Source organism: Bacillus sp. FSL W8-0770, from assembly GCF_038008705.1.
GTDB lineage: Bacteria > Bacillota > Bacilli > Bacillales > Bacillaceae_G > Bacillus_A > Bacillus_A cereus.
This window is the reverse complement of sequence record NZ_JBBOZR010000001.1, coordinates 2563619-2578400: the sequence shown is the minus strand read 5'-3', so window position 1 is coordinate 2578400 and position 14782 is coordinate 2563619. Positions and strand designations below refer to the sequence as shown.

The window sequence follows — 14782 nt, the reverse complement described above, 5'->3', positions numbered from 1 at the left end:
ATGAAGGATATAAAAAATGAATCAAGATAGAAAATGGAATATCGTTGGGGGAAAAGTGATTAAAACTGGGATTGCAGTTTTTCTTACAGTGTTAGTTTGTGAATTTTTTAATATCTCAACTTGGAGTTATAAAAATGATTTAAAAGATTATAAACCAAATCATTATCATCACCATTTTTCAAGTGAGTATATTATTTTATTTGAGGTATTATCTATTCATGATATGTTAGAAGAATTAAAACAAATATCCGAGAAATATGAGTGGGGAAATCGATTCAATTGATAAGTTCATTTTATTGTGGGGGGAATAGTATGACACTTTATATTGCATTACTAAGAGGAATCAATGTCGGTGGACATAAAGTAATCAAAATGGCTGAGTTAAAACGAGTGTTTGAATCAATAGGGTTAAAACAAGTGAAAACGTATATACAAAGTGGTAATATCGTGTTCGAATCTGAGGAAGATATAAACTTTCTAAAAGACCGAATACAAACGGAAATAAAAAATGAATTTGATTTCGATGTTCCAGTCATGCTAAGAACACATGATGAATTTATAAATATTATTAAGCAATGTCCGTATGAAGTTCATTCATTGTTAGAAGGAGAAAGTGTTCATGTTGCTTTTTTAGCTAATGTACTTTCTGAAGAAGAGAGTAGTCAATTGCTTATATTTAAAAGTGAACTTGAAGATTGCTATATAGATGAGAAAGTCGTTTATTTGTTTTTCAAAAATAGCATTCGAAATTCTAAATTAATGAACCAGTTTCAGAAGTTACATACACCAGCTACAGTTAGGAATTGGCGGACTGTGAACAAATTAAAAGCAATTGTAGAGGGTATGTAAATATAAAAAGATGAGGTTTTCTACATGTAGAAAACCTCATCTTTTTATTTATATTGTTTTGCAACTACGAGTTCGACAATAGGATAAATAAAGAAGGAAGAGCAAATTGCGATGAACAGAGGGAGGTTTTTTACTCCATCTAAATTAGCCCCCATAGAAAATCCTTCAGAGAAGATTAATATAAGGAACATTACAATTACAAGCACAAAATATGCAATTTTAAAGCTTTTATATGTAATTTGTTGTCCCATTTCATCTTGACTTTCTTCTGATACACCGTGGGGATCTCCCCAAGTAATGTAATTAATTAAATTACTAAGTATTAACGAAATAGCAAAAATCGTACCACCCAAAATAGAACCTTCAGTTATGTATTTATATGTGCCATGTACTAGTATTGCAATTAATGCTAAAACAATGATTATAAAAATAGTTTTTTTAGTATTCAATAAATAATTGCCCCCCCCGATTGTAAAAAACTCTTTACAAATATAAGTATAAAATTGGCAAAGTATCATGTCAAATACTTTTTACACGAAATATGTAAGTATGCAATATTTTGGTTTTATGATAAATAAAAAATTACAATACATTTGAATGTAAAAGAATGGGCTCGCATATATTTGGAAGGGATGTCAGATTAATTTAGGGGGTAGTTATGTCTATACTTTTAAAAGCTGGTGCAGATGCAGGAAACAACGGTTTGAAGTTAATGGTGAAAGGGCAAGACCCTATTTTTATTCCGAGTATTTATTCTTTATATATAGGTGAGCCTACAGGACTCTTAGATGAGGTAGATGTTTCATTATCTGAATTAGAAAACCACATTGATGTGACTATAAGTTCGCCATCGTTAATGCTAAATAATGTACGATACATCGTTGGAGAAAAAGTCATTCAAGATCAATTAAAAGGTACTGAGGTAGAGAAGAAATCAAATAAGTCAACGGATGAGTTAATGGTTATTACAATACTATCAGGTTTGGCGGTAAGCGCTATGCGTCAAAGTCCAACTTCTAGCCATATTAATATTCGTTATGATTTATCTGTCGCTCTTCCTATGCAGCTTATTACACAAGAAATAGCTGCTGAAAATGCAAAACGTTATATGGGAAATCATAAGGTTATTTTTCATTATCCGAACGGACGCGATGTGACAATTAATGTTTCAATTGAGTATTGTAAATGCCTGCCTGAGGGTGCTTCTGGGACGTGGGGCATTGTATACGATGAAGAAGGAAATGTTGTGAAACATAAAATAGAATGTGAGCAAAATCAAGTTTCTGAAATTGATTTTGTAGATAAAACTCTACTCTCTTTTGATATTGGCGCAGGGACGACAGAAGAAGTCGTTTCATTAGGGGTGAATTTCCGTCCGCAACTAAGTAAAGGTTTATCTTATGGTGTAAAAGAGACGTTACTACAAATCATTACGAGATGGAACCGGAAGTATCCAACTAAGACGATTGATAGTATTACAGAATTCAATCAAATTTATTTAAATGATAAGCATCCGAGAAATACCTTATTAGTTGAGGAATCACAGCCAGCGCTATTAGGTTTAGCAGCGCGTGTTGCAACAGATATTATAAATAAAATTGATGATATGAAAGACGATCCATACGTGTTTATTTATGGCGGGGGTGCAGTAATTATTAAAAACAGTTTAAAAATGATTTTAAAGCAAAAAGGACGACTCAAAAATGTAATCTTTGTAGATAATCCGTTATTTACAAATGCACGAGGATTATTAGTCTATACTTGTTCGCCAAAATATAGAGAGCATAAGCAAAAAGAGTTAGGATTTACAAACTTAACGATAAGTTAGTTGGTGGAAGTATGCGATCTAGGCGATATAAACGTGGTGATCGAGTAAAAATCAATATTCATAAATCGGTATCACCTGAAATGCTTGCGTGGCTGAATAAACAATCAAATCCAACTAATTTCTTCTTCTTTGCTGCGCAGCAACTATTCAAACAAGTAGGAGATATTGACGTTTCTAAAGCTTTACCAAGCAGCCATGTTTTCTCATTATATGTGGAGCCTTCATCCTTATTAAAAGTCGAAGTAAACCCTTTTAAAAACATGACACTAGACACAAATACATCCACTGAAAATGCAAAAAAAAAATTATGGGAATCTGTTGATCAATTAGATTGTCCATTTTTTTAAACATAGAAAAATATAAGAAGTCCCCATCACTATACATACGAATACAGTGATGGGGTTTTGTTTGTAAATGGAAGGGGCACAATACAATTTGTGACCCTTCCATTAGTTATTTATCTAAATTTTAGATGTATGTTTAGAAACAGCATTAATTATGCTTTCCCAGTCATCTGGATGGTTTTCATGGCCTGCCCCTTTAAGGGTTAATAGTACTGAGTTTGGAATTTCATCAATTAGTGCGAGGCCATGTTCAAATGGTAGTGCTGTATCGTCTGTTCCGTGAATAACTAATGTAGGTGCTTGTATGGATTGAAGTACACCTTCATATGCATCATCACCTTGAAGTAAAGCGTGATTAAACATACTTAATAAATTGTTTGCGCGTTCTATTTCTTGTTTTACTTGTTTATAAACTCTATTTTCATCAAATATTCGTTCTGATCCACATAATAGACGAGATCCTGAAACTAAATACTCTGCCACATCATTTTTATTTGCCCAATCTATACTTGTGCCATTTACATGATGTGTTAAAATCCTTTCGTCCATTGGAGGTAAATCGCGAGTATTGTCATCAGATCCTATTACACTAGTCGCTAGTAAAGTTAGCGTCAAAATTCTTTCGGGATGTTTTACAGCGGCAATTTGAGCAATCATACCACCTAATGACATGCCAAATAGGTGAGCTTTATCAATATGATAAGCATCTAGTACTCCAATTGCATCTTCAGCCATATCTGTTACTGTGTAATTGGAAGTTCTAGGTTCATAGGCAACAGAGCGTCCAACATCACGGTTATCAAAGCGAATAACAAACTTCCCCGTACTAGCCAACAGCTCACAAAACTCTTCGTCCCAATAAACCATGGAACATGTAGCGCCCATAATTAATAAAATAGCAGGGTTCTTAGGGTTTCCAAAGCTTTCTGTACATATATCAATTCCGTTTATTTTAAACATCTTTTCACTCATATAGTTAGCCCCATTTCTTTTGAATTTGATCAATAAAACAGTTTTGGATGATTCTAAGATGTGTGTAAGATTCGTGGTGGAATTCATCCCGCTATTTGCTGGGCAGTAAGAGTCCCATCTTAAAATTCAGGGAAAGTAAAGAAGTTGGGAGGGGACCAACTTCCCGAAAAAGCCCGATTGGCGAGAGTTGATTAAAGTTTCACTTTATAATGCTTCTTGCATAATTACCCCCAAAAATAATTATATGTTAATTCAAGGCAAAAAATTTTGAGAAATAATTGTATGTTATTAAAATAAACAGCAAGGAGGAGAGGAAATGAAAGCAATTATTATTGATCAATATGGTATTGTTGAAGAATTAAAAGAAAGACAAGTTTTAAAACCGGTTGTTCAGAATAACGAAAAAGCTCAACAATAAATAATATCCCATACTATACATTTTCATTTTCGAGTATTATTTATTGTTAGCTATTGTGATATTACTTCTAACAAATACTGTTTCGTATTGTATCGTGTAATTTTTCTAATCCAATTTCCATATCTTTCTCGTTTAACATTGAATAGCTAATTCTTAATTGGTTATCATTTGTTTCGTAATTTAATAGACAAGCTGTTCCTGGTAAAAAAGAGACATCTACTTCATTTGCTTTTTGTAATAAGGTAAAGGAATCTATCGAATCAGGTAGTGTCACCCATAAATTAAAACCTCCATTTGGTATTTCAAAGTGTAGTTCTTTTAATGGCGATAATATATCAATTGTTAAATCACGTCTCATTTGTAAAGCTGTACGTAATTTTTCTAAATGGTTTTTCATACGTTCTGCACGTAAAAACGGTAGAAGTGCCTTCTGTGTTAATAAAGGACTACCGATATCCATTGAACCTTTTACTGCATATAGCCATTCAAAAATAGGACCATCGGCAATAAGTGCCGCGATACGCAGTCCTGGTGCTAACGTTTTACTAAATCCTTTTATATATATTACGTGGCCATCCTTATCAAAACTTTTGATTGGGGGCGGGATTATAGCATCCTCAAAATATATTTCTCCGAAAGAATCATCTTCAATAATAAAAAATTGATATAACTCCGATAGTTCTATAAGTTCCATTCTTCGTTCTTTACTCATTACTGTACCTGTCGGATTCTGGAAGGTGGGATTCGTATACAATAAAACGGGATTTTTACTTTGACAAATATCATCAATTAAGTCGGAGCGAACTCCATGATTATCAAGAGAAACGGGAATGATTTGAACACCTTTATTGATGAAAATATCAAGCGCAGCACTGTAACATGGACTTTCTACTAATACAATATCTCCAGGTTTTAATAATGTTTGAGCAATTAAATCAATTCCTTGTTGTGCGCCGCTTGTAATTAATAATTGAGATGGGTCTGTCACTAATTTCTGGTGTTCATTTAAGTAATTTGCTATTTCAACTCGCAATTCATAATCGCCTTGAACTGGCCCATAAGTTGCTAACAACATCGGATTTTTATCCAGCAATTTATGCATTTCATCTGCCAAAAATGGATTTGGTAACAGACGAGGATACAGAATTGCTTGTGAAAAATTATAATATTTACGGTGCTTATTCATTGCATATTGAGAACGCATAACATTAATCGTTTTCATTTGTTGCCATTTATACGGAATTGGTTTGAAATCTTTCTTTACCCGTTTATATATGTAAGCACCTTTTCCTTGTTCGATGCGTATATACCCTTTCGTTTCTAACTGTTTATACGCTTTACGAACTGTTAATACATTGATTTGTAAATCTGTGGCCATACAACGTAAAGAAGGAAGAGATTCACCATGTGAAAGCATACCACTTTGTATTCTGTCAACAATTTGCATATATATTTGCTTGTAATACGGTATGTTTGTTTCTTTACGCAATACAATTTTCATAGGTTCACCTATTTTTCTTTTTAACTTAATTAAAGCGAAAAATATATAGGGAATCAACTACAACTTGAAGTAACTGTTATATGTACCGATACACTGTTATACACCATAGCCTCTATACTCATTCTAAGAGTAAAAAGGAGGAAGCAAAATGGTCATTTTTAATTACATTTTAGTATGTATTATTTTCGGGACAACATTTTTAACGATAAAAATTGGAATTGAAGCAGGGGCGCCACCGTTGTTTTCAGCAGGAATTCGCTTCTTTTTAGCGGGCATAATCCTTATGATTATTTTTAAATTAAAGCGAAAAGAAATTATGCCACATATATTTTCAAAACGCATTATGTATGCTGGATTTTGTTTAACATTTATGACATTCGCAAGTTTATATTGGTCAGAACAATATATTTCTTCGGGATTAGCTGCTGTTCTTTCTGCTACGGGACCAATGATGATTTTATTAATACAAGCAAAGAGGAATAGGGAGAAATTACAAAAGGAACAACTCATTGCTTTAGTTATTGCACTAGCAGGTGTTATATTTGTTTCTTTACCAGGAATGCATCAACAAGTAACTTTCATATGGAGTATTGCTTGTATTGTTTTAGTTATAGGAGAGTTATTTTACGGAATAGGCTCTATTCGTTCGAAAGAAATACTTTCAGATTTATCAAATGTATCACCATTTCTTATTAACGGTATTCAAATGTTTTATGGAGGGATTTTACTACTAATCACATCTATTATTGTAGAACAACCAAATGTAACCGTATTAACTTCATGGAGTGTGCAATGGCCTATTTTATATCTCATATTTATCGGATCGATTGGTGGACACGGATTATATTACTGGCTCTTATCAAAAACAAATCCAGTATTTCCATCGACGTGGTTATATGTATCACCATTAATTGCAATAATTGTGGGATATATCATTTTAGGGGAACCTTTAAATCCTACAATGGGAATGGGGGCTTGTCTTATATTGATTGGTGTATTTTTGGCCAATCGTTCAACGCTACGGGCTTATTTCAAAAAAGGGCGGTTATTAGAGAAGGAGATGTAGTTCCATAAAGCAACAGCCCTGTATATTACAGGACTGATAAAATAAAAAACACAGTTGGAAAAATAACCAACTGTGTTTTTTATAATTAATTCACTTTTTTAATAAAGCCTTTATAATGACGTTTTACAAGCTGGCTTTCTAACGTCTTCATAGTTTCTAGTGCTACACCGACAATGATAAGTAAGCTTGTACCACCAATTTGAGCAGAAGGTGGTAACGTAGCAATTTTCGTAAATACGAGCGGTAATATAGAAATAGCACCTAAGAAAATTGCACCGATAAATGTTAAACGGTATAGAATTTTAGTTACATATTGTTCAGTTGCTTTACCAGGACGAATACCAGGAACATATCCATTTTGCTTTTTCAAATTCTCAGCCATTTGTTCAGGATTTACTTGAATAAATGCGTAGAAGTATGTGAAAGCAACGATAAGACCGACATAAAGTGTCATTCCAATTGGATGTGCGAAATCAAGATTTGCAACTAACCATTTTGATACGCTTGAATCAGGGAAGAGCTGCGCAATTGTACGCGGCGTCATTAAAAATGCAGAAGCAAAGATAACTGGTATAACACCAGCACTATTTACTTTAAGCGGTAAATGAGTGTTTTTTGCTCCTTGATATGGATTGTTTCCTGAAACAGCTTTTGCATATTGGATCGGTATTTTACGTACAGCTTGTTGAATGTAAATAACGCCAACAACTATCGCTAAAATTACGAGTCCAATTAAAACAATTTTTATTATGTGCATGAATAGCTGATCTCCAGCATTTTGGAATTGTTGTAAATAAATTTGATTTGCAACATTTGGAATCGCAGCAACGAGACCTGCGAAGATAATCATCGAAATACCATTACCAACTCCGTTAGCGGTAATTTGTTCGCCTAACCAAAGTAAAAATGCAGTACCTGCAGTTAAAACTGTCGCAATAAATAAGTATGTAGTCCAGCTTTGATCTGTTATTAATTGTCCACCTGCTATATTATTAAAGCCATAAGACATTCCGATGGCCTGTATGAATGCGAGAATGATTGTAAAGTATCGAGTGAATTGAGCTGATTTCTTACGGCCCATTTCTCCTTGCTTTGCCCATTCCGAAAATTTAGGTATAACATCCATTTGTAGTAATTGTACTATGATAGAAGCTGTAATATATGGTGTAATACCTACAGCAAAGATTGAGAAGTGTTGCAATGCTCCTCCGCCAAATACGTTTAACATACCTAGAACGTTAGCTTGATCTTGTACTTTTAATACCTCTGCGTTAGTATGAGGAACTGGAATAAACGTGCCAATTCGAAAAACGATTAACATCGCTAGTGTAAAAAGGATTTTCCTTCTTATCTCAGCTACTCTCATGAAATTTGAAATCGTACGAAACATTATGTCGCCTCCTATATTTTTATCAGTAAAAAACTGATTATTATACCCTATGAAGTAACCACAAACCTCCTTCCACACTAAATTCATTTGACAAATGGATTTTCATACACTTTGTAGTTTTCACGGATATAAAAATATAAGGTGTTATATAAGCGACCTATACATTTCACGTAATCATTCAATACCCATAATATATCGAATAAATTAACAAATGTACATACATACGCATTAAAAATGAATAAATAGGGTCATTTTTTACATTTATTTAATGATAAATTGATAGGACATTATACTGGTAAATGCGCTTCGTATATTCCTTTAATCAATTAAAATCCTCCACCTTTTTATTTTCTTACAATCAATATATCGATTTAAAAAGACTTTAAAATCAAATAAAAGTATGAAAGTACATACTACTTTAGTAGTAGTAATAGTAATCAATTGTATTTCAATTAAAATTCATGTGATTAGAGGATTCTTTTTATTTAAGAAGGAATAAATATTTAAAGAAAGCTAAATAAACAGTGTACATATTTATAGGGGAGAAGATGTAAATGAAAGTTTTTATAAAAAAATTACCACCATTAGAAGTAGCATATATAAGACGAACTGGTAGCTACTTTGAACCACAAGATCACTGGGGAAAGTTACTGAATTGGTCAATTGAAAATAAACTTTATCCACCAGAGCAATCATTTATCGGAATATCATTAGATAATCCTGAACTTGTTGCAAGTCATAAGTGCCGGCATGATGCATGTGTTACGATTCCTGAAAACTTCGATAAAGAAAAGCATCATGATGTGCAATTTAAAAGATTAGATGGAGGTACATATGGTCTATACCAGTTCTATGATGAACCTCATAAATTAAGTGAAGCGTATCAATACATGTATGCGGAGTGGCTACCAAATAGTGAGTATGATGCAGATTATGATAGAGATAATTTAGAGTTTTGCTTAAATAATGTTGCTGAAGATCTAGACGGAAAGTTAAAGGTTAATTTATTTGTGCCAATTAAAAAGATATAAAAAACAAATAATTTCATTTGTAGCTTTAAAATGAAATTGGAATAGTAGTGAAAGAAAAACTTTTTTTGAAGATAATATTTCTAGCGTAGGAATTTAAGTATGTAGGTTGCAATGAAAGGAGAATCCACATGGATACATTTGTAAATGAAAAGTTTTATGAAACGAGAGATCAATTAGTTGAGGAAATTAATTTGTTGAGTGATGCTCAATTTAATAGGAAACCAGATAAGGATAAATGGAGTATTGCACAAGTTTGTCATCATTTAGTTTTATTAGATGAGAGAGTTATAACAGTTATTTCATCAGGATTAAAAAAGTTAGATAGTACCCAAAATGAGCGTAAAGAAATTCACACTATTTTATTAGATAGAACGAAAAAGTTTATAGCTCCAGAAATGATTGAACCAATTATAGAACCATTTGAAGTGGAGCAAATGCTCAATATGCTAAACGAATCAAGAAAAGAATTGATGCGTTTCCTGAGTACAATAGAAGATGAGTCTATATTAGCGAAAAAAGCAGTGATGCATCCAGCTCTTGGAGAATTATCCCTTGATCAGTGGATAGAACTGATTTATTTACATGAACAGCGTCATATTTCACAAATAAAAGAGATAAAATTGCTTTGTGAAATTGAAAAGTAAAAATCATTCCCTATTTATTGATGCGTATTATAAACAGGGAAAACGGTTGATTCATATTGATTCAGAAGAAAACAAAAATAGAATGAAATTAGTTGAAAGTAACCAATAAGCTTAAGAAAATATGAAACTATCCGATTTTCTGTATAAGTGTAACCCCGTCTTAAATGAAGAGCGGGGTTATTTTTTTGGAAGTATTTTCATTGAGAAGGAAATACTTCGACAATGAAATTCAAAAAAATAATCATCATAACATATTTTATATGCGAATTTTAGTAAATTGAAATAATGATTTTATGATGATGAATGATATGTCCTTATTTTGAAAGTACTCTTCACACGCTTAAGGAAGGGGTATTCTGTCAGGAAACGATAAAATACAATTCTGTTAGGGGATGTATGCAATTTATTCTCTTTATTTTGCAACAGAACCACCTTCAAAATTATCTTTTGTAGTTGAAGTTTCCTGAATAATAAGTTACATTTTTAAAGTTCAAGCAACTTTATGAAAGTACAAAAAGGGGAGAAATATTATTATTATGCAAAAAATGAAATGGAAGAACTATGTATGTTACTTTGTAATTCTATTACTGCTTGGAACAGCAGTAATAGTCAAACCACCTATCTCTAAGGCTGAGGAATCTGAAGTTAATATCACATTGTTAGGTACTGCAGATATTCATGGTAGATTTATGCCTTGGGATTATGCGCTTGATGGAGCAAATATGAGTGGAAGTCTGACGCAGCTTTATACGGTTATAAAGAAGGTCCGTCAAGAAAATCCCAATACCATATTAGTAGATGCTGGGGATACAATTCAAGGAAACTCAGTAGAATTATTCAACGATAAACCACAATCGCCAATGATGGTAGCGATGAATACAATGGGATATGACGCCTGGGCATTTGGAAATCATGAATTCAATTTTGGATTAGATACATTGAAAAAAGTTAGTGAGCAATATAAGGGAAAAACGTTAGCAGGAAATATTTATAAGGAAAATGGAGAGCGCTTTCTTCCTGCATATACAATTGTAGAAAAAGGTGGAATTAAAGTTGGGATTATTGGTATGAATACACCAATGATTAGTGATTTTGAAAAAGGGACAGATCACTTAGATGGTTTAGTGGTGAAAAATCCGGTAGAAGAGACGAAAAAGGCAATTAAGGAATTAGAAGGTAAAGTAGATGTAATGGTAGGAGTTATGCATATGGGATTAGAAAATGAGAATGGTATCCCTGGTACTGGTGTTCAAGATATTGCAAATGCTTGTCCGGAACTAAGCGCTATTTTTGCGGCTCATATGCATAAACTTGTAAAAAAAGAAGTTGTAAATGGCGTAATTATTACAGAACCAGATAAATATGGAACACATATTTCACGTATTGACCTTACTTTTACAAAGCAAGATGGGAAATTGGTTTTAAAAGATAAAACTGCTACCGCTATACCTGTAAAAAATGCTGATGGAACAACGATATTATCTGATCCTACACTTGAAGAAACATTAACACCTTTTCACGAATATGCGAGAGGAGATGCAAATGTTGTAGTCGCTCAATTAAAGGGGAGAAATCTTGTTCCTGAAAATGAAATAAAAGGTATTCCAAGTGTTCAGATTCAAGAAACACCTTTATCAGATTTCTTTCATGAAGTCATGCTCTACTACAGTAAAGCAGATGTAGTAGCCCATCAAATTGATAATGATTATGCCCGTTTGGATATAGGTCCTATTAAGAAAAAAGATATTGCGTACAATTACCAATATGCCTTGGGAGAAATTACAGTATATAAGATTTCTGGAAAAGATTTAAAAGACTATATGGAATGGGCAGCAGGATATTTTAACTCATCTCGTGCCGGAGATGTAACCGTTAGCTTTGATAAAACCCGCCGTGCATCTAAATACAGTACGAACGATTTCTTTGGAGGCGTAAAATACGAAATTGACTTAACAAAACCATATGGAAGTAGAATTACAAATTTACGCTCTATTCGTACAAACAAACCAATCAAAACGAGCGATGTTATGACGCTGGGAATGAATGCATATAGAATGGAGGCTCTTCAGGCAAAAGGGGGAGCTTTAGAGGGGCGTAAGTTTGAACAAATTTGGTCATCTAAACAAGAGAATGCATTTGGAGAAACTGGTGGAACCATTCGTAACCTTGCTATTACATATTTAAAAGAGGTAAAGAACGGTGTATACACACCAAAAGTTATGCGTAATTGGAAAATTACTGGTGTAGATTTACATTCTTCAGAGCATAAGGCTGTAGTTGATCTTGTGAATAAAGGGATTTTAGAAATTCCAAAAACAGAAGACGGAAAATACACAAATATAGCATCTATAAATACGAAAGACTCAATTTCAAAAGAAGAAATTGTAGCACTCGCACAAAAAGCAAATATTAATCCAAATGAGTTTAATCATGCAAAGACAAAAGGTGAATTTTATAAAAAACTTAATAGGATTACTAAAAAAATATAAATTATAAGGTTTCTTATAGTAATTGTTATTTTAATAGTATGAAACCCACTCTTACAATAGTAAAGAGTGGGTTTTTATGTTGTTATTTAGATGTAAGTATACTTTTATTAGAATGAATATAGATAATTAATAACTAACCAATTGGATGAGTGTCTATAAGGATTCTCTTTTATTCAAAATAATGTACATATGTGTTCCGTTCATTATTTATAATATTGACCACAATTTATGTAATTTTGCATAATGTTACATAAATTTCGTATTTTCTCTTTTTTCCGACAGGAATAGACAGTATACTTTGTACAAGCTTTCTATTTCAAAAATTATACGAGGTGAAATAATGAAAAACAAAAAGACATTAACTAAGGTAGCATTAACAACAGGATTAGCTTTAACAGCTGTGGCACCATATGGCGTAGGTCATGCAGAGGAAACAGATCAACTACAAGTTCAAATTCAAGAGGAATCGTTCCGTTCGGGTGAACTTACACAGCCGTCACAAAAGGCACCAGAAAATGTAGTAAAGGATGCACTTAAGGAGAAAACAGAGCAAGCTCTGTCCCAAAAACAAGTCAATGGAGAAGCAGGGGTAGATTATAAAGTCCTTCAAAAACGTGGTTCGTATGATGGAACTACACTTGTGCGTATGCAGCAAACATACGAAGGAAAAGAAGTATATGGCCATCAATTAACTGCACACGTAGATAATAAGGGTGTTATTAAAAGTGTTTCAGGTGATAGCGCGCAAAATTTAAAACAAGAAGAATTGAAAAAACCTATTAATCTATCAAAAGATGAAGCAAAACAATTTATTTATACGAAGTACGGGAACGATATCAAGTTTATTTCTGAGCCAGAAGTTAAAGAGGTTATTTTTGTTGATGAAAATAATGGACAAGCTAAAAATGCATACCAAGTTACCTTTGAAGCTGCAACACCAACCTATGTTTCTGGTACTTATTTAATAAATGCACAAAATGGTGATATGTTAAAAAATATGGTACAAGAATCTAACTTAAAAGCCAGTGACAAACTAGTTGGAGCTTTAAAGAAAAGTAAACAAAGCAGTCTTACATCATTAACTGGAACAGGAAAAGATGATTTAGGTATTTCTCGTTCATTTGGTATCTCTAAACAAAGTAATGGCAAATATGCTCTTGCTGATTATACAAGAGGGCAAGGAATTGAAACATATGATGTGAATTACAGAGATATTACTAAAGAAGAAAGCTATTATCCTGGTACATTAGCGACTAGTACTTCGGCAACATTTAACGATTCAAAAGCAGTAAGTGCTCATTACTTAGCAACAAAAGTATTTGATTTTTATAAAGATAAATACAAGCGTAATAGCTTTGATAATAAAGGACAAAAAGTAGTTTCAGTTGTACACGCTTGGGATTCTGAAGAGACGAATGATCCGAAAAATTGGCAGAATGCATTAAGTGCTAATAATGGAAGTATGCTTGTATATGGCGATCCTATTGTTAAAGCATATGACGTAGCTGGACATGAATTTACACATGCTGTTACTTCTAGCGAATCTAATCTTGAATATTACGGAGAATCCGGTGCGATTAATGAGGCATTATCTGATATTATGGGAACATCTATTGAGAAATACGTAAATAATGGAAACTTTAACTGGACAATGGGAGAACAAACAGGATCTGTTTTCCGTGATATGGAAAACCCAGCTTCTGTTCCATCTTCACTAGGAGTACCTTATCCAGATGATTACAGTGAATTTAACGATTTTAATGGATGGGATCAAGGCGGTGTTCATTTTAATTCAAGTATTATTAATAAAGTTGCGTATCTCATTGCGAAAGGTGGAACTCATAACGGAGTAACTGTTAAAGGAATTGGTGAAGATAAAATGTTTGATATTTTCTATTATGCAAATACAGATGAGTTAAACATGACTTCTAATTTCAAAGAATTGAAATCAGCATGTATTCGAGTGGCAACTAATAAATATGGTGCGAATACAGCTGAAGTTCAAGCAGTTCAAAAAGCATTTGATGCAGCAAAAATTAAGTAATTTAGAAATATAGTTATCATTCATATATTAATACATTATGAAAAACAGCTAATATCATTTTAAGGATATTAGCTGTTTTTTTCGTAATGTATTGTTGGAAATAAACTGACTAAGCAATAATTAGGTGCGTTATCTGTAAGAAGTTGCGATAAATAAGGTTTAAAGTGTGTAAAAACAGAAAATTAATAATATATTGACCTCTTGAT

12 protein-coding genes and 1 pseudogene are annotated in these 14782 nt (G+C 32.8%); 9 read left to right on the top strand and 4 right to left on the bottom strand.

Annotated features, from left to right (window positions below; all coding sequences use genetic code 11):
• Positions 1-16 precede the first annotated feature (16 nt).
• Both NST27_RS29595 and NST27_RS13200 read left to right on the top strand, forming a co-directional pair.
• Positions 17-88: pseudogene (locus tag NST27_RS29595) on the top strand (hypothetical protein); the annotation flags it as partial.
• Between the two features lie 224 nt (positions 89-312).
• Positions 313-849, top strand: coding sequence for a DUF1697 domain-containing protein (locus tag NST27_RS13200; protein WP_000177395.1), 537 nt, complete (start codon positions 313-315; stop codon positions 847-849).
• A gap of 44 nt (positions 850-893) precedes the next feature.
• On the opposite strand, the gene NST27_RS13195 is transcribed toward NST27_RS13200, so the two are convergent.
• Positions 894-1298, bottom strand: a complete 405-nt coding sequence (locus NST27_RS13195; RefSeq protein WP_001093143.1) for a hypothetical protein — start codon at positions 1296-1298, stop codon at positions 894-896.
• Positions 1299-1507: 209 nt separating this feature from the next.
• Here NST27_RS13195 and NST27_RS13190 point away from each other — a divergent pair, with 209 nt between their 5' ends.
• Positions 1508-2677: a ParM/StbA family protein gene (locus tag NST27_RS13190; protein ID WP_000025622.1), complete on the top strand. Its 1170-nt coding sequence runs from the start codon at positions 1508-1510 to the stop codon at positions 2675-2677.
• 11 nt (positions 2678-2688) lie between these two features.
• A complete protein-coding gene (locus NST27_RS13185) occupies positions 2689-3024 on the top strand; it encodes a hypothetical protein (RefSeq protein WP_001257760.1) in 336 nt (111 codons plus the stop codon).
• A gap of 114 nt (positions 3025-3138) precedes the next feature.
• Here NST27_RS13185 and NST27_RS13180 read toward each other — a convergent pair whose 3' ends face one another.
• Both NST27_RS13180 and pdxR read right to left on the bottom strand, forming a co-directional pair.
• Positions 3139-3993, bottom strand: coding sequence for an alpha/beta fold hydrolase (locus NST27_RS13180; protein WP_001291319.1), 855 nt, complete (start codon positions 3991-3993; stop codon positions 3139-3141).
• 485 nt (positions 3994-4478) lie between these two features.
• Positions 4479-5912, bottom strand: a complete 1434-nt coding sequence (pdxR, locus tag NST27_RS13175) for a MocR-like pyridoxine biosynthesis transcription factor PdxR (RefSeq protein ID WP_047386306.1) — start codon at positions 5910-5912, stop codon at positions 4479-4481.
• 148 nt (positions 5913-6060) lie between these two features.
• Here pdxR and NST27_RS13170 point away from each other — a divergent pair, with 148 nt between their 5' ends.
• A complete protein-coding gene (locus NST27_RS13170) occupies positions 6061-6978 on the top strand; it encodes a DMT family transporter (protein ID WP_000234332.1) in 918 nt (305 codons plus the stop codon).
• Positions 6979-7063: 85 nt separating this feature from the next.
• On the opposite strand, the gene secY is transcribed toward NST27_RS13170, so the two are convergent.
• Positions 7064-8368, bottom strand: a complete 1305-nt coding sequence (gene secY / locus NST27_RS13165; protein ID WP_000490131.1) for a preprotein translocase subunit SecY — start codon at positions 8366-8368, stop codon at positions 7064-7066.
• Positions 8369-8922: 554 nt separating this feature from the next.
• Between secY and NST27_RS13160 the strand changes: the two genes are divergently transcribed.
• The 4 genes from NST27_RS13160 to NST27_RS13145 all read left to right on the top strand — a co-directional run bounded on the left by NST27_RS13160 (position 8923) and on the right by NST27_RS13145 (position 14576).
• On the top strand, positions 8923-9399 hold the full coding sequence (locus NST27_RS13160; RefSeq protein WP_000862355.1) for an AraC family transcriptional regulator: 477 nt from the start codon (positions 8923-8925) through the stop codon (positions 9397-9399).
• 128 nt (positions 9400-9527) lie between these two features.
• Positions 9528-10043 carry a DinB family protein gene (locus NST27_RS13155; protein WP_000379378.1) on the top strand — a complete coding sequence of 172 codons (516 nt, stop codon included), beginning with the start codon at positions 9528-9530 and terminating at the stop codon, positions 10041-10043.
• Positions 10044-10579: 536 nt separating this feature from the next.
• Positions 10580-12532: a bifunctional metallophosphatase/5'-nucleotidase gene (locus tag NST27_RS13150; RefSeq protein WP_001171078.1), complete on the top strand. Its 1953-nt coding sequence runs from the start codon at positions 10580-10582 to the stop codon at positions 12530-12532.
• Between the two features lie 340 nt (positions 12533-12872).
• The gene (locus NST27_RS13145) at positions 12873-14576 is read left to right on the top strand and encodes a M4 family metallopeptidase (protein WP_000791445.1); all 1704 of its coding nucleotides are present in this window, start codon (positions 12873-12875) and stop codon (positions 14574-14576) included.
• The last annotated feature ends 206 nt before the right edge of the window (positions 14577-14782 follow it).